The 19,661-nt window shown below is 38.5% G+C and carries 21 protein-coding genes; 9 read left to right on the top strand and 12 right to left on the bottom strand.

Annotation, left to right across the window (positions count from 1 at the left end; genetic code table 11):
• Positions 1-20: 20 nt before the first annotated feature.
• From CYP28_RS10640 to alaS, 7 genes are all read right to left on the bottom strand, one after another.
• Positions 21-491, bottom strand: coding sequence for a sulfatase-like hydrolase/transferase (locus CYP28_RS10640; RefSeq protein ID WP_258032490.1), 471 nt, complete (start codon positions 489-491; stop codon positions 21-23).
• Entirely contained in the window at positions 395-1,003 is a 609-nt protein-coding gene (locus tag CYP28_RS10635) for a sulfatase-like hydrolase/transferase (protein ID WP_258032491.1), read from the bottom strand. The genes CYP28_RS10640 and CYP28_RS10635 overlap by 97 nt, the downstream gene beginning before the upstream one ends.
• 155 nt (positions 1,004-1,158) lie before the next feature.
• Complete coding sequence (locus CYP28_RS05770) at positions 1,159-1,446, bottom strand: ComEA family DNA-binding protein (protein ID WP_103593459.1); 288 nt, start codon at positions 1,444-1,446, stop codon at positions 1,159-1,161.
• 9 nt (positions 1,447-1,455) lie between these two features.
• Complete coding sequence (locus CYP28_RS05765) at positions 1,456-3,384, bottom strand: transglycosylase domain-containing protein (RefSeq protein ID WP_103593458.1); 1,929 nt, start codon at positions 3,382-3,384, stop codon at positions 1,456-1,458.
• On the bottom strand, positions 3,381-3,923 hold the full coding sequence (gene maf / locus CYP28_RS05760) for a septum formation inhibitor Maf (protein ID WP_103593457.1): 543 nt from the start codon (positions 3,921-3,923) through the stop codon (positions 3,381-3,383). The genes CYP28_RS05765 and maf overlap by 4 nt, the downstream gene beginning before the upstream one ends.
• Complete coding sequence (locus CYP28_RS05755) at positions 3,920-4,420, bottom strand: 3-isopropylmalate dehydratase (RefSeq protein WP_103593456.1); 501 nt, start codon at positions 4,418-4,420, stop codon at positions 3,920-3,922. The genes maf and CYP28_RS05755 overlap by 4 nt, the downstream gene beginning before the upstream one ends.
• Positions 4,417-6,975, bottom strand: coding sequence for an alanine--tRNA ligase (alaS, locus tag CYP28_RS05750; protein ID WP_103593455.1), 2,559 nt, complete (start codon positions 6,973-6,975; stop codon positions 4,417-4,419). Before alaS ends, CYP28_RS05755 begins: the two co-directional genes overlap by 4 nt.
• Before the next feature lie 167 nt (positions 6,976-7,142).
• Here alaS and CYP28_RS05745 point away from each other — a divergent pair, with 167 nt between their 5' ends.
• From CYP28_RS05745 to CYP28_RS05735, 3 genes are read left to right on the top strand one after another with little or no spacing between them, the layout of a single operon-like run.
• The gene (locus CYP28_RS05745; protein WP_103593454.1) at positions 7,143-8,012 is read left to right on the top strand and encodes a Gfo/Idh/MocA family protein; all 870 of its coding nucleotides are present in this window, start codon (positions 7,143-7,145) and stop codon (positions 8,010-8,012) included.
• Positions 8,012-8,965, top strand: a complete 954-nt coding sequence (gene hemH, locus CYP28_RS05740; protein ID WP_103593453.1) for a ferrochelatase — start codon at positions 8,012-8,014, stop codon at positions 8,963-8,965. The genes CYP28_RS05745 and hemH overlap by 1 nt, the downstream gene beginning before the upstream one ends.
• Positions 8,966-9,014: 49 nt before the next feature.
• Positions 9,015-9,476, top strand: coding sequence for a response regulator (locus tag CYP28_RS05735; RefSeq protein ID WP_084109308.1), 462 nt, complete (start codon positions 9,015-9,017; stop codon positions 9,474-9,476).
• A gap of 53 nt (positions 9,477-9,529) precedes the next feature.
• Here CYP28_RS05735 and CYP28_RS05730 read toward each other — a convergent pair whose 3' ends face one another.
• From CYP28_RS05730 to CYP28_RS05715, 4 genes are read right to left on the bottom strand one after another with little or no spacing between them, the layout of a single operon-like run.
• Positions 9,530-9,997 carry a phosphatidylglycerophosphatase A family protein gene (locus tag CYP28_RS05730; protein WP_084042046.1) on the bottom strand — a complete coding sequence of 156 codons (468 nt, stop codon included), beginning with the start codon at positions 9,995-9,997 and terminating at the stop codon, positions 9,530-9,532.
• 8 nt (positions 9,998-10,005) lie between these two features.
• On the bottom strand, positions 10,006-11,187 hold the full coding sequence (locus CYP28_RS05725) for a sulfate adenylyltransferase (protein ID WP_103593452.1): 1,182 nt from the start codon (positions 11,185-11,187) through the stop codon (positions 10,006-10,008).
• On the bottom strand, positions 11,165-12,055 hold the full coding sequence (locus CYP28_RS05720; protein ID WP_103593451.1) for a response regulator: 891 nt from the start codon (positions 12,053-12,055) through the stop codon (positions 11,165-11,167). The genes CYP28_RS05725 and CYP28_RS05720 overlap by 23 nt, the downstream gene beginning before the upstream one ends.
• Positions 12,052-13,170: a bifunctional 2-C-methyl-D-erythritol 4-phosphate cytidylyltransferase/2-C-methyl-D-erythritol 2,4-cyclodiphosphate synthase gene (locus tag CYP28_RS05715; RefSeq protein ID WP_103593450.1), complete on the bottom strand. Its 1,119-nt coding sequence runs from the start codon at positions 13,168-13,170 to the stop codon at positions 12,052-12,054. The genes CYP28_RS05720 and CYP28_RS05715 overlap by 4 nt, the downstream gene beginning before the upstream one ends.
• Before the next feature lie 149 nt (positions 13,171-13,319).
• Between CYP28_RS05715 and thiC the strand changes: the two genes are divergently transcribed.
• The 6 genes from thiC to CYP28_RS05685 all read left to right on the top strand — a co-directional run bounded on the left by thiC (position 13,320) and on the right by CYP28_RS05685 (position 18,866).
• On the top strand, positions 13,320-14,618 hold the full coding sequence (thiC, locus tag CYP28_RS05710) for a phosphomethylpyrimidine synthase ThiC (protein WP_103593449.1): 1,299 nt from the start codon (positions 13,320-13,322) through the stop codon (positions 14,616-14,618).
• Entirely contained in the window at positions 14,612-15,712 is a 1,101-nt protein-coding gene (locus CYP28_RS05705; RefSeq protein ID WP_103593448.1) for an Mrp/NBP35 family ATP-binding protein, read from the top strand. Before thiC ends, CYP28_RS05705 begins: the two co-directional genes overlap by 7 nt.
• A 138-nt stretch (positions 15,713-15,850) precedes the next feature.
• Positions 15,851-16,117 (top strand): ACT domain-containing protein, encoded by a 267-nt coding sequence (locus CYP28_RS05700; protein WP_103593447.1) that lies wholly within the window; start codon positions 15,851-15,853, stop codon positions 16,115-16,117.
• A gap of 9 nt (positions 16,118-16,126) precedes the next feature.
• Positions 16,127-17,464 carry a PFL family protein gene (locus tag CYP28_RS05695; protein WP_103593446.1) on the top strand — a complete coding sequence of 446 codons (1,338 nt, stop codon included), beginning with the start codon at positions 16,127-16,129 and terminating at the stop codon, positions 17,462-17,464.
• 103 nt (positions 17,465-17,567) lie between these two features.
• Positions 17,568-18,257, top strand: coding sequence for a cytochrome-c oxidase (locus CYP28_RS05690; RefSeq protein WP_103593445.1), 690 nt, complete (start codon positions 17,568-17,570; stop codon positions 18,255-18,257).
• A 156-nt stretch (positions 18,258-18,413) separates the two neighbouring features.
• Positions 18,414-18,866: a hypothetical protein gene (locus CYP28_RS05685; RefSeq protein ID WP_103593444.1), complete on the top strand. Its 453-nt coding sequence runs from the start codon at positions 18,414-18,416 to the stop codon at positions 18,864-18,866.
• 84 nt (positions 18,867-18,950) lie between these two features.
• Here CYP28_RS05685 and CYP28_RS05680 read toward each other — a convergent pair whose 3' ends face one another.
• Positions 18,951-19,553, bottom strand: a complete 603-nt coding sequence (locus CYP28_RS05680; RefSeq protein WP_103593443.1) for a YagU family protein — start codon at positions 19,551-19,553, stop codon at positions 18,951-18,953.
• Between the last annotated feature and the right edge of the window lie 108 nt (positions 19,554-19,661).

Raw genomic sequence — 19,661 nt, 5'->3', positions numbered from 1 at the left:
CTAGGCTGGCTTTAAATTTACTACCTAAAGATATCAAATTCTAGCTCATAGGCCTTAGTTTTAACACCAAAATATCCAAGAACTGAGCTAAATATAAAATCATGCGAAAGACTTTCATTTTTTCTAATTTTTAGCCTTTTTAAAAGTTCTCTATCGCTTGAAAAGACTATGGCTGGGATGTGTTTTTGCTCATCTGGAGCGATGGAGTAAGGTAGATCATGTAAATATATGTCATTTTCGCCTAAGCTCTCTCCGTGATCTGAGAAAAAGAACATGGTGACTTCAAATTCGTCTTTTCTTGCTTCAAGAGCGTTTATCAGCTCACTTTGTAGATAGTCCTCATATAAAATGGTGTTGTCGTAGGTATTTGCTATCTCATCTGGCGTGCATTTATTTAGCTCGGCAGTATCGCAAGTTGGGGTAAATTTTTTAAATTTGCTTGGGTAACCTTTGTAGTAGATAGGGCCATGCGAGCCTTGAAGATGTAGCACGATAAAGGTGGTGGAATGACCTTTTTTGCTTCATTAAATATCACTTCGTCAAAGCTTTCTGCTCTATGATCTGAAGTATGGTTTTGATCAAGATTGTCACAAACGCCCTTGCAACCGCCGCTATTGTTGCCAAAAAAGTATGTTTTTATGCCAAGTTTATTGATGATATCAACTAAATTTTCACGAGCTTTTGCTTCGCGGTTGCTAAAATCTTCTCGCTTTAAGTCTGAAAATAGGCAAGGTACACTAGTCTCTGTGGCTGTTCCACATGAGTAGAAATTTGTAAAACTTACCACATCATTTTGCTTGGTAAATTTGTTTGTATTGTTTTTAGCATAGCCATTTAGTGAGTAGTTTTTACTTCTTTGCGTCTCGCCAACTATCAAAACTAAAATTTTCTTTTTGTCATCAGCTAGCGCCGCATCATCTGCTACATAGGTAAAAGGTAGTGGTTTTTGTATGAGCGATTTTACTAGCTTTATAGCTGAGTAGATGGGATAGTATGGGAGCAATGCGGTCCTTAAATTCGAATGTTCTCTAAAAATAAGATAAAAATAATTGCAAATATAAGAAAAAGAGTATAGAAAAAAGAGTGAATTATTTTATAAAAAGTCATAATAATAGGACTCAAATGTAAATGGCTAGAAAATTTAAATAAAAAATAAGATTATTTTTTCTTGCCTTTGGAGTTTTTTGCTTCAGTTTTTTTGACTTTTGCATTCTCTTTTATGCTAAGTTTTTCTTTAACTTTTTGCATATCGTTAAAACCAATACCTTGGACTCTTTCAAGCTCATCGATACTTTTAAATTTATGGGCTTTTCTATATTTTATAATGTTTAACGCCTGGCCCTTACTTAGCCCAAGCCCCATTAACTCGTTTTTGCTGGCCGTATTTAGATTAGCGCCATATGCAATACTTGCGACTACTAAACAAAGTAAAATTTTAATCCTCATCTTATCTTCCTAAAACAATAATCCATTATTTTCTTGATCTTGTATGATGTCATTTGCCGGTATATTTTGAGGTAGTGGTGAGTCGTTTGTGTAGTATTCGTCACTGCCACCATAATAGCCTTTATAAACACCATCTGGCTGCTCAAATGCACGTCTTAAAGTAGGATAAAGCTTAATGTAGCCTTCCATAAATTTCTTAAACACAGGTGCGGCTGTTCTACCACCACCCTCAATCTTTTTCATAGGGCTGTTGTCATCATTTCCGTACCAGATTATTGCTTCGATGTCAGGCGAGTAGCCACAAAACCAAGCATCGATGTTATTGTTTGTTGTGCCGGTTTTGCCTGCTATTTGGATACCATTTATTTTTGCGTTACGTCCAGTACCGTTATTTACGACATTTTGAAGCAAGGTAGTCATCAAAAATGCTTGTTCTGGTTTTAGCACTTGCTTTCTTTGCGGTTCATAGTCCATCGAAGCCCCAAAGCTATTTTCTATATGCTTAATAAGTGTTGGCTCAACCATCTCGCCCTCATTTGGGAACATCGAGTAAAATTTCGCAAAGTCAAGTGGCGAAATCCCAAAACTTCCAAGTGCGATAGATAAATTTTCTGGGATATCATTAAAGCCCATATCTGTAAGCTGTTTACGAACCGAGCTAAGACCAAGATCGTTTAGCAAATTTATGGTTGCGAGGTTACGCGACTGGGTTATTGCTGATTTTATAGTGATATAGCCTTGAAAACCGCCGCTATAATTCTTTGGCGTCCACTCTTTGCCATTGCCCATGTCAAATGTCCTGGCGATATCGGCCACTTGAGAAACGACTGAGTAACCGCTATCAAGTGCTATTTGATAGATAAACGGCTTAAAGCTAGATCCTGGCTGGCGCTTGCTTTGAGTGGCACGGTTATAACTGCTTTTTGCGTAGTCAATACCGCCAATTAGAGCTAAAATTTGACCACTTTGTGGATGAGTAACTACTATAGCTCCATTTAGGATTTCTGCATTTGCTTTTTTATCGCGTTTTAAAATTTCATTATAGCCATAGACTAGAGCTTCTTGAGCGATCTTTTGAACATTTAGATCAACTGTGCTTTGTATCTTATAGCCGCCAGTTTTTATATCGTCAAATTTCTTTGAAGCCTCTTTTATTATCTCATCAACTACGTAAGGGGCTTTATTTCTTGTGAGTGTATCGTCAAAGACCGCTGGCTCTTCAAGCACGCCCTTGCGGTACTCGTCCTCATTTATCCAGCCGATGTTATACATTCTCTCAAGCACTCTATTTGCACGGCTAAGTGATAGGTCAAGGTGCTTTGTAGGATCATAAGTGCTTGGAGCTTTTGGCAAGCCAACTAGCATGGCAACTTCTTTTATGCTTAGCTCATTTAGCTCTTTTCTAAAATATCCCTCAGCTGCTGTTTTTATGCCGTAGTAGCCATGTCCAAAATAGACGTGATTTAGGTATCTTTCTATGATATCTTCTTTGCTAAGCTCGCTTTCAAGCTTCATAGCAAGCACGATCTCTTTTATCTTTCTTGTAAATTTCTTCTCACGGCTTAGAGCCAAATTTTTAATGAGCTGTTGTGTTAGTGTTGAAGCTCCCTCGACTAGTTTTCTGGCCTTGATATCTTTTATGGCAGCTCTTGCCATAGCTTCTACGTTTATGCCGCCGTGCTCAAAGTAGCTCGTATCCTCGATAGCCACGAGTGCTTCGATGACACGCGGCGGGATGTCGTTATATTTTACATAAATTCTATTTTCTTCAAAGATATTTGCGATGAGTTCGTTGTTTCTATCAAAAATTTGCGTTGTAAGCTTTGGTTTATAATCAATAATAGCGTAAGCATCAAATCTAACTTGCGAATAAAAATATAAAAATGCTCCGCCAAGTGAAATGGCAACTATAAAGATAAATGCCAGGATATATTTCATAAAAATGCCTTTAATATTTTTAAATTTAGCCCCATGGCTGTGCTGGTCTCACCGTGCTGGGAGATGATATATTTTTTATTAAAATTTTCTATCGTCATGGCTCCAGCCTTGCCTTGCCACTCATTATTTTTTATGTATTCATTAAGGTCATGCTCGTCAAATTTTTTAAATTTATACGTAGTTCTACTTACGTTTATAAGTTCAAATTCTCCCACAAATATCATCGCTGTATAGACGCTGCACTCGTTACCGCTTTGTAAATTTAGCATAGCAAGCGCTTCATTCTCGTCTTTTGCTTTGCCTAAAATTTGATCCCCACATGCCACGCAGCTATCTGCAAAGAGTAAATTTTTAAGACCCATGTTTTCTTTTAAAAATTGCTCTTTTTTAGCTTTTACGACATTTTGGACATAAATTTCAGGCTTTACGTTCTTTTCTATCTTACTCTCATCAAACTGGAAAGAAATTTGAGTGAAATTTATGCCAGCATCTTTTAATAAATTTGCCCTTGTTGGCGAGCTTGAAGCGAGCGTTATCATAAAAATACCTTATAGCTTATACCAAGATAAATAGCTGCTAAAGAAGCTAATAAATTTAGCGGTGTGAAGTAATAAATTATAACGATCAAACTCTCGTTTAGCTCGATCATTTCATGCGATCTTAGTGCTTTTAAGGCCTTTTTGTATCTATAAAATATATAACTTAAATTTAATAGCAAAAATAGTTCTATTGCGCATTTTGTTGCCACCATCGCACTTGCCATAGGATTTGTCAAATTTGCATCATAAAATCCAAAAATTATAACTATGCTTGTCGCTATCACGCAAAGGATTAGTATGAAAATCGCAATGCCAAAGCGTCTTATAATGTGAAGTAAGATTTGATAGCGTTCCTTGTCTTCAAATTTATTTTTTATAAAGTAGCTTCCAACAAGCACAAGACCGGCTTGTAGCCCCACAAAAAGAGATACAAAGCATACATGCAAAAATAGTACTAATTGGTCAAATTTTATAAAAGCTATATCGTAATGACTCATTTTTCTAAGGCTTGCCTTGCGTACTCAAGTGAGTCTTTTATCGCATCTTCTATCATTGATGCATCTTTGCCACCGGCTGTTGCAAAGTCATCTTTACCACCGCCATTGCCGCCTAGAATTTGTGCTGCAAATTTTACCCAAGCACCAGCTTTTAAAGGAGCATTTTTGACTCCAGCTGCAAGAGAAATTTTGCCACTCTCATCGGCTTGGATTAGCAAAATAGCAGCACTTTCATGCTCGTTTTTAAACTCATCTATCAAAGTTTTTATATCTCCACCATCTACGCTTGTGACGCAAAGTTTGGTTTTATTTATATCTAAATATACTAGCTCATGAGAATTTTTAGCATTTTTTAGTTTGTCTTTTAAAACCCTTAGTTCATTTTTTAGTTTTTTGACCGCATTTAGTGGCTCAGTGCTTTTTAGCTCATCTTTTAGCTCGTCAAGCTCGGCTCTAAATGACTTTGCTAAATTTAGCGCAGCTCTTGAGCAAACAGCCTCGATGCGCCTAACGCCAGCACTTACGCCACTCTCTTTTGTGATGAAAAACGATCCGATCTCATCTATATTTTTTACGTGTGTGCCACCGCAAAGCTCTTTGCTGACGTCGCCAAAGCTAACGACTCTTACATTATCAGCGTATTTTTCATTAAATAGTGCGATAGCTCCGCTATTTTTAGCATCTTCAAGTTTCATAAGTTCTGTTTTTGAGTTAGCACCATTTAGTATCCACTCATTTACTAAATTTTCAATCTTTGAAATTTCTTCGCTAGTAAGCGCCTTTGGATGAGAGAAGTCAAACCTTAACTTATCCGCTTCCACACTTGAGCCAGCTTGAGCAATATGCGTGCCAAGCACGTTTCTAAGGGCTGCGTGAAGTAAGTGTGTGGCGCTGTGGTGACGGGCGATCTCTACTCTGTCGCTGCCAACTTCAAGCTCTACTTCATCGCCAACTTTTAGCGCCGCATTAGTTTTTACTAAAGATAAATTTAGTCCGTGGAATTTTTGCGTATCAAGCACATTTGCTTTGCCTACTATCTTACCGCTATCGCCGCACTGACCACCACTTTGAGCGTAAAATGGAGTGACATTAAACATCACCCAACCCTCTTTGCCAGCGTCCAGACTATCTACATTTTTAAATTCTTCATCAAGCAGGGCTAGAATTTTACTTTTGCTCTTAAGCTCTTCGTAGCCTATAAATTTATTCTCGCCAAATTTTTCAAGTAGCTCTTTAAAGTCGCCCTTCGCGCTCTTGTCGCCACTACCTTTCCAGGCAGCTTTTGCACGTGCTTTTTGCTCACTCATAAGCTCATCAAACCTTGCCTCATCGACTTTTAAGCCTTTTTCTCTAAGCATATCAGCTGTTAGGTCAAGTGGGAAGCCAAATGTGTCATAAAGCTTAAACGCAGCCTCTCCACTAAAAATTTCTTTTGTATTTTTAAGCTCACTCTCAAATAGCTCCAAGCCACTAGCGATTGTCGCTAAAAATCTCTCTTCTTCAAGCTTTATCTGCTCTTTTACGGCCGCTTTTTTCTCATTTAAATAGGTGTAGTGCTCTCCCATTAGCTCGCAAACTTTATCGACAAGCTTATACATAAATGGCTCTTTTATGCCTAGCAAGTATCCATGGCGGATCGCACGGCGCAAGATGCGGCGAAGCACGTAGCCACGGCCTTCTTTATCAAATGTCGTACCTTGAGCTAGCAAAAATGTGACTGAGCGGATGTGATCGCTTATGACGCGGTAGCTAGCGCCACTTTCATAGACGTATGGCTTGCCACAAAGCTTTGCTACTTCGTTTATGAGCGGCATAAAAAGGGTGCTATCGTAGTTGCTAAATTTGCCTTGCAAGATAGCAGTAACGCGCTCAAGTCCCATGCCAGTATCAATGCTTGGCTTTGGAAGTGGGCTTAGCTTGCCGTCCGCACTTCTTTCATACTGCATGAAAACAAGGTTCCAGATCTCTAAAAATCTATCGCCATCGCCGCCCATGTAATCTTCAGGCGTATTAAAGTGCTCAGCACCTTGATCGTAAAAAATTTCACTGCAAGGGCCACATGGTCCAGTATCTCCCATTTGCCAGAAGTTATCGTGATCGCCAAAGCGGTAAATTCTCTCTTTTGCGATGTGAGTGCTCCAAATTTCAAACGCCTCATCGTCGCTTTCGTGAACGGTCACATAAAGCTTATCTTTTGGCAGTTTTAGTACTTCTGTTACAAATTCCCAAGCGTAAGCGATCGCCTCTTTTTTGAAGTATTCGCCAAAGCTAAAATTTCCTAGCATCTCAAAAAATGTGTGGTGGCGCGCTGTATAGCCGACATTATCTAGGTCGTTGTGCTTTCCGCCAGCTCTTATGCAGGTCTGACAGCTAGTGCGAATAGGTGGTGTTGGGCGTGGTACTTCGCCTGTGAAAATGCTCTTAAATGGAACCATGCCAGCATTTGTGAAAAGTAGCGTTGCATCATTTGGCACGAGTGGTGCAGAAGCTACGACTTCATGACCTTTTGATTTAAAAAAATCAAGATATGCCTTTCTTATATCTAAATTTTGCATTTTTATCCTCGTTAGTTTTAAAATTTGCTCGATTTTAGCTAAAAATCGTTTGTAAATTTATAAAAAAATACAAAATTAATTTTTGCTTAATATATTTTATAAATTTATTTGTTTAAAAGCGATTCGCAATTAAAATAGCCTAAAAATTTATAATTAAAAGGTCTTTAGTGAAACTCAGAATTGGCATTGTTGGATACAATCTAGTTGGCAAGCGGCACTATATGGAGCTGAGGCGTTCTGACAAATTTGAAGTTTGTGGAGTTTTTGATAAAGAAAATAGAGATGATGCTTGCAGAGCTCCGTTTTTTGATGAGTTTAAGAAATTTATAGAAGTTGCCCAACCGCAAGCTGTCGTACTTTGTTTGCCTCAACATGAGATCGTAGAGGCCTTTTGTCAGTGTGCAAAATATTGCCAAAATATCTTGATTTCAAGGCCAATATTTAAAAGTGTAAGCGAGCTAAAAGAGATAAAATATGCTTCAGTGGTAAACAAAGTAAGAGTTTGCACCGGCGTTGATGAGCGCTTTAATCCGACCATCATTTCATTAAAAAAGGCACTTTTGAAAGAAGAAGAAATTTATAGCATTTCAATTGCGCATTTTAAACCACTTTGTGAGGGAAATATTATAAATGAGCTTTCGCTTTGCGATATAGACCTTGCGAAAAATTTAGTAGATAGTGAAGTCTGTAATTTCTTTTATACTCAGGCAAATAAAACCAATACCAAAATATGCGATAATGTTGGAATTAACATTAAAATGAAAAATCAAATTTTGGTGAGCATTACCGATTCGTTTTGTGGTTCATTAGAACGTTTTAAAATAGAAGTAAATGCCAAAGAAGGTGTTTATTTTGGCGATCTTATTGACTACAAACTTCACAGAGTAAATGAAAATGGTCAGATGAATTTAAAAACCGATCCTTTAAACAATGAAATAAAAGCCCAATATGATGCCTTTTATGATCTTTGTCAAAGCGGCGAAAGTAGCGAGCTTTCAAGCATTGATGATGCGATAAAAATTAAGGAGTTGTTTTGATGAAAAAGGCACTTTTGCTTTTGAATATGGGTGGGGCAAATAGCCTTGCTGATGTAGAAATTTTTCTAAAAAATATGTTTAATGACCCTTATATTTTGGGCATAAAGAATAAATTTTTAAGAAAATTTGTAGCTTTTATGATCACAAAAGGTAGGCTAAAAATAGCTAAGCATAACTACGAACAAATAGGTGGCAAATCGCCTATTTGCGAGCTTACAGCTAGGCTTTGCGATAAAATTTCAAGCTTACAAAATGAGTTTGATGCAGTTGATTTTGCGATGAACTATACTTCACCATTTGCAAAAGATGTGCTTAAAAAATACGAAAATTTTGATGAGATAGTGCTTTTGCCACTTTATCCTCATCATTCACAAACTACGATAACTTCAAGTTTAGATGATTTTAAAAAAGCAAAAGATGAGCTAGAGATAAAGGCTAAAATTTTGCTTTGTGGGCCATTTTATGATGATGAAATTTATAATAAAATCATAATCTCGCACATAAATGAAGCCATAAATAATATAGATATAAGCGATGTGGAACTTATCTTTTCGGCTCATTCGTTGCCTCAAAAGATTATCGATAAAGGTGATGTCTACGAAAAACATATAAATGAGCATGTGCAAATTTTAAGCAAAATGATAAAAGATAGTGGACTAAACTTTAAAGAGATAAATTTAGCCTACCAGTCGCGTCTTGGGCCTGTAAAATGGCTAGAGCCTTCACTAAATGAAATTTTGGTAAAGTGCAAGAGTAAAAAGGCTCTTATCTATCCACTCTCTTTTTGTATAGATAACTCTGAGACCATTTTTGAGCTAGTTATTGAATATGCAAAGATTGCAAAAGAGCTAAATTTTAGCTTCTACAAGGTTGTTTGGTGCCCAAATTTTAGTGATGAGTTTGCTAGTTTTATCTTACAAAAAGTAAAAACAGCTAAAGAGATTAACTTTTAGGAATAAATCTTGCTTATAAAATATATCTCAATACAGTAAAAGGAGATATATGAAGGTACAAAATAACGACATAATCGATTATTTATTGCAATCAGGCTCAAGCAAGACTAAGGATAAAAAAAATAGTTTTGATGAAATTTTAAGCCTTGCTATGGATAAGATCGCAAGCGATGCAAAAATTTCAGATAAGATTGAACAGTTTAAAAAAAGGCTTACTGAAATCGGTGCAGTTGGTTTTATAAGTGAGCTAAATTCTAATAAGATAGAAGAGAAAATAGCCCAAAAGAAAAAGGAGCTAACAGAACTTCTAGGCATAGATGATCCTGCAAAAACACAGGATCAAAAAAATGAGCTGCTTAAGATAATGGATAAAATTTTAAGTGATTACCGCAAAGAGCTAAATGTAGCACTTGCTAATCAAGCTCTGCTAGAGAAGCAAAAAAATCTTAATAGTAAGAATAGTAGCTCGGTTAATCTAAGTTCTGTTTTAAATGAGCTAGGACTTGCTTAAAATTTATATAAAAGATATTTAAGCCTATATAACTTTGCCAAAAATCTATATTTTTACGGCAAAGTTATGCCAAATTTTATAGCAGCCCCGTATATTATTGCGCTAATTAATCCAGCAAAAAAACCGGCCACCATATCATCGCCCATTACGCCAAGGCCACCTTTTACATTGCGGTCGATCCTACCTATTATCGAAGGCTTTTTAATATCAAGCACTCTAAAAAGCACAAGTGAGAGTATTAGCTGAGAGATCGTAGCTCCACTAATGGCAATAGCAAGCCAAACTCCAGCAACTTCGTCTATAACGATAAAACTTTCATCGTGAGAATTTACCTTTTTTTCAAAATCATCTATAACGCTAATGCTTACCAAAAATAGCAAAATACTAGCTAGAAAAAGCGTGGTTGATGATAAAAAATAAAGCACAAAATAAGCTACCACAGCGCCAGCGATAGAGCCCCAAGTGCCAGGCGCTTTTGGCAAAAGTCCAAATCCAAAAAAAGTTAAAAATAGTTTTTGCATAAATTTCCTTAAGTCATCGATGATGTTTGATAAAGCTTCATAAGCTCTTCGTAAAAGTCGCGGTCAGTTTTGTTTTCAAGTAGCCCTGAATTTACAAAAAGATCATCGCAAAGCTTTTGCACGTCTTTAAAGCGATTTGTAAAGAGTTTGCTTAAAACTAGTGCAGAAATTTCTGGCCTTACAAGAATGGCTGGTGGCATAATGCCGTTAAATAGCAGCTCTTTGATGACATCTGGGTGATATTTGATCTGATGATGTTGTCCGTGCGGGCAACTTTTAGTGCTAACTAGCGTCTTGCATTTGTTGCAATAAACTAGTTCTGGCAGTACGATTACCTCTAAATTTAGGTCGTTTTTATAAATATCAAGAATCGTATGAGCTTCATTATGATCAAAAAACATTCCGATTCCTGAGTGGTTTTGTCCGATGACTAGCTTATTTGCCCCAAATCTTGAAGCAGCGATGCACTCAAGTGTTGGGTTTGCATGTGAGCTAAAAAGAGTTGTATTTTTTAGAGCAAAGACAAAGACCTTTTTTGTCGGCAAATAATTTTGTATAAAATAATCCAGCACTTGCTTTCTAATCTCGTAATCAACGTGCTTTTCTTCGCGTGTCCTTATTAAAAAAATGATTACTAAATCAGCCTTATCAATAGTCATTCTAACAAGGCGCTCGTGAGCTCTATTAAATGGATCAGCCGTTAAAAAGACCGCCGTTATCTTTTTAGCGCCATCTTCTTTTATTAGATCATTTAGTGTATTTTTGCTTATTTGCATACTTTCATCATAAAGCTCAAATTCGCCACTAATGCCGTATTTGCCCAAATTTAGCTCTTTATCATTACTAGCTTCGTTTGCTAAAAATATATTTTTAGCTCTCATGCTCTCGTCAAATTTAAAGACCTTGACAACATTGATATGTCCAACGATCTTACCATCAAGACTTAGATTTACCTTTTGTCCAGGAGTAAGCTTGCTAGTAATATTTTGATTTAGCTCGCCAAATGGAGCAAATCCAAAAGAATACGGCATTGGCTCGCCATTAAAATAGCCTTTCTTACTCACCTCTTTTATCTGTTCATCGTCCATCAGCGAGTCGTAATCTGAGAGAATTTTATTTTTTATTAACTCCAAAGCACCAAAAACTTCGGTATTGATTGAAATTTCGCTATTTTTTCTTGCTGACGTCATATTTCTTTCTCTTTTCCCAAAGTGATTTTCTAGAAATTCCAAGCTTCTTGCTAAGTTCTGTATCAGGGAATTTATCTTGATAATTAACGATTATGTATTTTATATATTCATCAATAGTGACGATCTCATCGATATTGAAATTTTTATCGCGTCCTGAAAGCTCAAGCTCGTCAAATGGTGCTTTTTGTACAAAATCGCTAGTTGAGATCGCGACCTTTTTCTTTTTGCAAATTTCTAAAATTTTCTCTTTTTCTTCTTGTTTTAGCTCCTCTAAATTTGTCATATAGATTAGCTCGTCACCATTTTTAGCCAATGCCTTTTCAAGCTCAGAGAAACAGGCTTTGCCTAAAAATAAAAATGGTAATTTACAAGCTTTTACGTAGCTAAATATAAATTTATCGCTGTATCCGCTTTTGCTTGATTTTAAAAGCAGTGGAAATTTTATCTTTTTTGCCTCAAAGCTAGAAATTTCGTACTCTTTTAAAGCGTAATTTACGTAGCTTTCATAGTTCTTGATCTCGTTTTTGAAATTTCTAAATTCCTCAAAATGCTTTATCTTTCTAACTAACTCTTCTATCATAAATGGCTTTTGGATGTAATCAACCGCACCTGCCTGAATCGGTTTTAGCACAGTGTCACTGTTGATATAAGCGATTAGTAAGATGATGATAGAGCTTTTAAATTTTTCGATAACAGGGTAAAAATCCTGCCCTGGAAGTGTGGTAGAAAGTAACACTACATCAAAATTTTCAAACTTTAACGCCTCTTTTACACTCTTGGCGATCTCGCAGTCATAGCCAAAATCAGCTAGTTTACTAGCCATCGAGCCAGCTAAATAAATTTCATTTTCTACTATTAAAATTTTCATATTTGCTTCCAGTTGTAAAATTTAAGGCTTGCACTTGCCATTACGGCGATCCCTTCGCATCTGCCAACAAAGCCAAGCCCTTCAGTAGTCGTTGCCTTTACATTTATGCGGCTTTGGCTTAAATTTAGAGCCTGAGCGATGTTTGCCTCCATTTTTGACTTTAGTTTTGAAATTTTTGGCTTTTGCGCCATTATCGTTATATCAGCATTTGTTAGCACAAAGCCCACGCTTTGCACCATTTTATAAGCTTCCTCAAGCAAGTAAATAGAGCTAATATCTTTAAATTTAGCATCAGTATCAGGAAAAAGCTCGCCTATATCGCCAAGTCCAGCAGCTCCCAAAATAGCGTCAGTTAGCGCATGAAGTGCCACGTCGCCATCGCTGTGAGCTTTTAGCCCAAACTCATAGTCGATCTTCTCGCCGCAAAGAATCAAAGGACGACCTTTTTCAAACTCATGCACATCAAAGCCGTTTCCCACAAAGACTTCATTTTCGGGCTCTTTTAAAGCATAAATTTTGGCAAGATCCTCTTTGTAAGTGATCTTTCTTGCCATCTCATCACCTAAAATTTGCCATACGCTTGCGCCAATGGCTCTCATAGCTGAGCTATCATCTGTGTAAATTTCGCCACTACTAAGAGCTTTTTTAAGAAGTGCTGTGCGAGAAAGCTGTGGTGTTTGGATAAGTTTCACCTTATCTCTATCAACCACATTTTCGCCAAGATAAGCAGTGTCTGCGATCTTTAGTGCTGGAACTACACAATCGGCCTGATTTGCTGCCTCTATAATCTTGTGAAAAAGCTCGCTTGAAATACAAGGGCGAGCGATGTCGCTAACTAGGACAAATTCGCTACTTACTAGCTCAAGTGCGTTTTTTAGGCTATCTTGTCTGGTTTCGCCGCCATCAACAAATTTATAATTTGGAGCAAATTTTGACATATATTTGCACTCTTTGCTAACGACAATGATCTCTTTAAATGTGTAAAAGTTACTCAAATTTTTAGTAGCAAATAGCCAAAGTGGATCGCTTCCTATTCGAAGCCATTGCTTCTTTACTGGTAGCTCAAAACGGCTAGAATTTCCTGCTCCAAGCATTATAAGTGATATATCAAGCAAGATAACTCCTTTGAAAATTGTTACAGAATTATACATCTCAAAACTTCAAAATTTCTTTTTAAAAAAGTAAATTTTTTAAAAGCTTATTTAGTTAGTTTAAATCAAAAAAGGACTAAAATGAGGTTTTTAAAAATCAAAAAAGGCCTTATATGAGAGATAAGACGCAGATGTATTATGCTAGGCGCGGCGAGATAACGCAAGAGATGAGCTATGTGGCAAGGATCGAAGGGCTTAGTGAAAATTTAGTGATGGATGGGGTTGCAAAAGGTAGCATCATCATTCCAGCAAATATAAATCATAAAAATTTAAAGCCGATGGGTATAGGCAGAAAGCTAAAGACAAAGGTCAATGCAAATATCGGCAATTCAAGCTTAAGTAGCGACATTTGCACGGAGCTTAGAAAGCTTGAAATTTGCCTAGAATTTGGCGCTGATACGGTTATGGATCTAAGTACAGACGGCGATTTGGACTCTATTAGAAGTGCGATCATCGAGCATTCAAGCGTGCCAATTGGCACAGTGCCTATGTATGAAATTTTAAAAGAGGCAAAAGAGGTTACCAATATCACAAATGAGCTCATTTTAGAGATACTTGAAAAGCAAGCAAAGCAAGGGGTTAGTTACTTTACGATACACGCTGGCTTTTTGCGTGAGTTTTTGCCACTTGTTAAAAAGCGTAAAATGGGCATAGTAAGCCGCGGTGGCAGTTTAAGTGCAAGCTATATGTCAAAGCTAAATAAGCAAAATCCATTTTATGAAATTTTTGATGAAATTTTAGAAATTTGTGCAAAATACGATGTCTCGCTCTCGCTTGGCGATGGACTTCGCCCAGGATGCCTTTTTGATGCGACAGACGAGGCACAGCTTAGTGAACTAAAGGTGCTTGGAGAGCTAACGCTTCGTGCATGGGAAAAAGATGTGCAAGTGATGATTGAGGGTCCTGGTCATGTGCCATTAAATCAAATTGAGTATAATATGAAAATCGAACAAGAGCTCTGCCATGACGCCCCATTTTACGTGCTTGGACCGCTTGTCTCAGACATAGGTGCAGGATACGATCACATCACCTCGGCGATCGGTGGCACGATGGCGGCATATCACGGCGCTAGCATGCTTTGCTACGTGACGCAAAAAGAGCACCTTGGCTTGCCAAATGAAAATGACGTAAGGGAGGGCATCGTAGCTCATAAGATAGCAGCTCATGCCGCTGACGTCGCACTTGGAAAGGTGGGAGCTATAGAAAAGGATCACGAGATGAGTGATGCTAGATATGCATTTGATTGGAACAAGCAGTTTGAGCTTAGCTTTGATCCAAAGAAAGCTAGAGAGCTTCACGATGAGAGCTTGCCAGAAGATGCGTTTAAGAGTGCTCATTTTTGTTCGATGTGCGGACCAAAATTTTGTGCATATAAAATTTCAAAAGATCTAGAAAAAGGAGAAAAATGTTAAATAAAGAAGAGGTCTTAAATAGACTAAAAGGTGTTATATATCCTGGTTTTGAAAAAGATATAGTTAGCTTTGGCTTTGTAAAAAATGTAGAAATAGGCGATAAAATTTTAATCGAAGTCGAGATCGTCAGCTCAAGCCCAGAAGTGGCAAATGAGCTAAAAACGGACATCAAACGTGTTATGGGCTCAAATGAGTATGTGTTAAATTTGATCCAGCCAAGGATAGCTGAGGAGAAAAGTAACACTCAAAGTGGTAAAAATATCGCGCCACAAGTTAAAAATTTCGTAATGGTAAGCTCTGGAAAAGGCGGCGTTGGTAAATCAACCACAACGCTAAATTTAGCCATCTCAATGGCAAAACTAGGCAAAAAAGTGGGAATTTTAGACGCTGACATCTACGGACCAAATATCCCAAGAATGCTTGGCGAAGTAAATACTCAGCCACAAGTCGTTGGTAACAAGCTAAAACCGATACTTAGTCACGGAGTTGAGATGATGAGTATGGGCGTTTTGATGGAAGAGGGCATGAGCCTCATCTGGCGTGGCTCGATGATAATGAAAGCGATCGAGCAGCTGCTAAAAGACGTACTTTGGAGCGAGCTTGATGTCTTGTTTCTCGACATGCCTCCAGGAACGGGCGATGCGCAGCTAACTCTAGCTCAAAGCGTGCCAGTAACGGCAGGTGTCTGCGTCACAACGCCACAAGTGGTAGCGCTTGACGATAGCAAGCGTGCGCTTGATATGTTTGAGAAGCTTCACATCCCAATCGCTGGTGTCATCGAAAATATGAGTGGTTTCATCTGCCCAGATAACGGCAAAGAGTACGACATCTTTGGCAAAGGTACGACTGAAGAGGTGGCAAAAGCTTACAACACACAAATTTTAGCTGAAATCCCTATCGAGCCAGCTGTTCGCGTGGGCGGGGATAATGGTAAGCCAGTTAGCTTTTACGAGCCAAACTCAGTCACTGCAAAACGTTACGAGAGTGCGGCTGCTAGACTTTGGGAAGTGATAGAAAATATAAATAGTGATGGCGGAGCTGATAACTCAGCGATCCAGCCAGTAAATGACGGCAAGAGTGCTTGCTCGAAGTAAAATTTATAAAAGATAAAATTTAGAGCAAATTTTAAAATTTGCCAGTTTGAAGTTGGCTACCAAAATTTGGCTTTGCTTGATGCAGGGTTTAAATTTTGTAGCCAAAATGCAATCATTTAAAATTTAATAGGAGAAAACATGAAAGCGATCGTAACTGTAGTCGGAAAAGATAGAGTCGGCATCGTTGCTGGCGTCTCAGCAAAGCTTAGCGAGCTAGGGCTAAACATAGATGATATCTCACAGACTATTTTAGATGAGTTTTTTACGATGATGGCGGTGGTTTCAAGCGATGAAAATAAAGACTTTACAGCCTTAAGAGCGGAGCTAGATAAGCTTGGAGAGAGCCTAAAAGTAAAGATAAATATCCAAAGTTCTGCTATCTTTGATGCGATGCATACAATCTAAGGAAAAACAATGGACATCAAAAACGTAACCGAAACGATCTCGATGATCGAAGAGCAAAATTTTGACATCAGAACGATCACGATGGGTATCTCTTTACTTGACTGCATCGATCCTGACATCAACAAAGCTTGTGACAAAATTTACGCAAAAATCACCACTAAAGCCAAAGACCTAGTCAAAGTGGGCAATGAAATTTCTGCTGAGCTAGGCATACCAATCGTCAATAAAAGAGTGAGCGTGACGCCTATCTCGATAATCGGCGCTGCAACGGACGCAAAAGACTACGTAATGATCGCAAAGACGCTTGATAGGGCGGCGATTGAGGTTGGTATTGATTTTATAGGTGGTTTTTCAGCTTTAGTTCAAAAGGGCTATCAAAAGGGCGATGAAATTTTGATAAATTCTATCCCGCAAGCACTTTCTCAGACTTCAAAAGTATGTGCAAGTGTCAATGTCGGCTCAACGAAAACTGGCATAAATATGAGCGCAGTGCGTGATATGGGGCGCATTATAAAAGAGACGGCGGCAGCATCTGAGATGGGTTGTGCTAAGCTTGTTGTCTTTGCAAATGCAGTCGAGGACAATCCTTTCATGGCTGGTGCATTTCACGGTGTGGGCGAGGCTGATGTGGTGATAAATGTTGGCGTTTCAGGCCCTGGCGTGGTAAAAAGAGCCCTTGAAAAGGTACGTTGCGAGAGCTTTGACGTAGTGGCTGAGACTGTGAAAAAGACGGCGTTTAAGATTACTCGTATCGGCCAGCTTGTGGGCCAAATGGCGAGCGAACGTCTTGGGGTTAAATTTGGTATCGTCGATCTCTCTCTTGCTCCAACGCCAGCTGTGGGCGACTCGGTAGCTCGTGTGCTTGAGGAGATGGGGCTTGAGGCTGTTGGTACGCATGGCACGACAGCGGCACTTGCTTTGCTAAACGACGCTGTCAAAAAAGGTGGTGTCATGGCGTGCAATCAAGTGGGCGGCTTAAGCGGTGCATTTATCCCGGTCTCAGAAGATGAGGGCATGATAGCGGCCGTTCAAGCTGGATCGTTAAACTTAGAAAAATTAGAGGCTATGACTGCGATTTGCTCGGTGGGGCTTGACATGATAGCTATACCTGCGGACACGCCAAGTGAGAGCATAGCTGCGATGATCGCTGATGAGGCGGCTATTGGCGTAATAAATCAAAAAACAACGGCCGTTCGTATCATACCTCTTGGCCGTGAGGGCGATATGATCGAGTTTGGCGGCCTTTTAGGAAGAGCGCCTGTGATGAAGATAAATAAGGCCTCAAGTGCCGACTTCATCGCTCGTGGCGGACAAATTCCAGCACCTATTCATAGTTTTAAAAATTAATCTTCAAAGTCCGCTTTAAATTTGTGGACTTTCTTTCAAATTTACTCCAACCTTTCAACTGCTTTTAGTTAAAATAATAAAAATTTTAAACCAAGGAACTAAAATGAAAATTTTATCACTGCTTACGGCGCTACTTTTTGGAGCGGTATGTGGCTTTGCAAATGATGGCAAAGTAAGAAGTATCGACATCTACGTCACGCCATACTACTCAGCAAATGCTGGCAAGGTGGAGTACGTCAAGGTCTATGACAAGATAGATGAGCTTTTAAAAAGTGGCAAAGAAGAGGACTTTAAAAAGGCTGAAAAGATCGTGCAAGACGCCCCACAAATGGTCTCTCCGATAACTCTTTTTGTCCTTTCAGCTCGCGCATATGATCTTGGACTTCGCGATGATGCGGTATTTTGGTTTTATGCGGCAAAAAATCGCGCGATCTTGCTAAGAGGCGTTATAGACATGGAGGGCGAGAAATTTACTGACGTGGTGGCCGCGATAGGGGCGTTTATGAAGCTTGTTGGCGACGTGGTCAATCCTTATGCATTTTGCGATATCAAAAAGCAACAAGATATCGCTGATAAAGCGCTTGAATGGACTAAGAAAAATGCCTATGAAGCGATGTTCTCGCCAGAATTTAGCTCGCCTCACGAAGATAGAAAAGCAGCCCTTGCAAAAGGCATAGAAAAACTAGAAGCCCGCAATAAAAAAGAGAAAGATTACTTTTTAGATAAAGATAATCTTGCTAACTTTAAAGCTATGCGCAAGCAAAATGGCACTGATGAGAAATTTTGCTTCTAAATAGCGAGAAAAACTGAAAATTTGCTTGTAAATTTAGCTTTTGCTTTATGCTAAAAAGGCAAATTTACAAGCTATATCTATTTTATATCACGACAGATTTGCTTAAATTTCGCTCTTTTAGAAGAGTAGCAAAATCACAAAAAATGAGAATAAAAAATGACTTTAAAATTTAGCAAGCTTGAAAAAGTAGCAACGGATGAAGGTTTTATTTGGTACGCGGAGACAGAGCTAAAAAGCGAAATTTTTGGCCAAGTGCTCTTTTGCCTTATCTCGGCAAATGGGGCAGATGTGGATGATGAGACGATTTTACTTGTGCAGCGTATCGCTCAGGATATCGACCGGCACATAAAAGATGCGCTTACATTTTTACAAGATGAGCTTAAGCAAAAATGCCTTTTGAGCAAGGACGAGCTTAGAGCGCTTGATGTGCCAGTTTGCGATTTGCCGTTTGAGTCCCCACAGTGTACTTTTTATGCGCAAGATAAGCAGTGGCTGATGAGATTTGCTGAGGGTGCGCTTGATATTTGCGAACCTTTTGGTATAGGGGTGATTTTTGAAGGCAAAAAGCCACTTCGTTTAGAAAATTTAGAGCTTAGCCAGGAGTGCTAATCGCGGATAAATTTTGCTTTTAAACGGTGAGATAAATTTGGTTGCTGTTTTAGGTTTTTAGCCCAAAACAGCAGAAACTTGCACTTATGCGTTGCAGCAGCAATAATCACTTGGATCTTTTTCTTTTGTGATCCTAGCTCTTAAGTCGTGACGGATGATCTCTATCGACCAAAACCATATCATGTGGCCGACAAATTCAGATACATGCTCGTACCAAGGGAGTGTCCAAATTGGTGGAGTAAGCCCCAAAATAGGTAATGTGATCACGTGAACAGCGATATTTACGATAACGCCAACTAGTAAGCCTTGCCATATTGTAATCTTTGGAAATTTCTCAGCCAAAACACAATAAGCAACCGCAAAAACGATCGAAAATAATATATGCGTCATCATTACGTAGTTAAACGCATGCCCTGCAAACTCGTAAATGGCGGCATTTGGATCGGCCACTCCCAAATAATCCCTTAAAAATACATAAGGCGGATTTAAGAAATTCCTAGAGCAATCGATCGTATCGGCTGCTCTAATGGCACTCTCTGGTCCGCAAGCAGCGTTAAACATATCCATCGGACTTCTTGGAGGAAGTGGGAATTCTGCTCCCCATTTGACAAAAGCTGAAACAACGCCAGCGATAAGGCCGATTAACGCAGCCAGAGCAAATCTAGGTTTTGTTACTAAATTTGACATTTAAACTCCTTCTTTAAATTTGCAAAATCTTATTGCAATTTGCTTTATGATAAGATTAATCATTATTAAAAATATAAAAATATTTAAAATTTTAATGGACTTAAAATC

It is taken from the genome of Campylobacter concisus (assembly GCF_002914195.1).
In the GTDB taxonomy this organism is placed as follows: Bacteria; Campylobacterota; Campylobacteria; order Campylobacterales; family Campylobacteraceae; genus Campylobacter_A; species Campylobacter_A concisus_M.
Note: the sequence above shows the minus strand (reverse complement) of the source record. Positions and strands in the feature narration are given on the sequence as shown.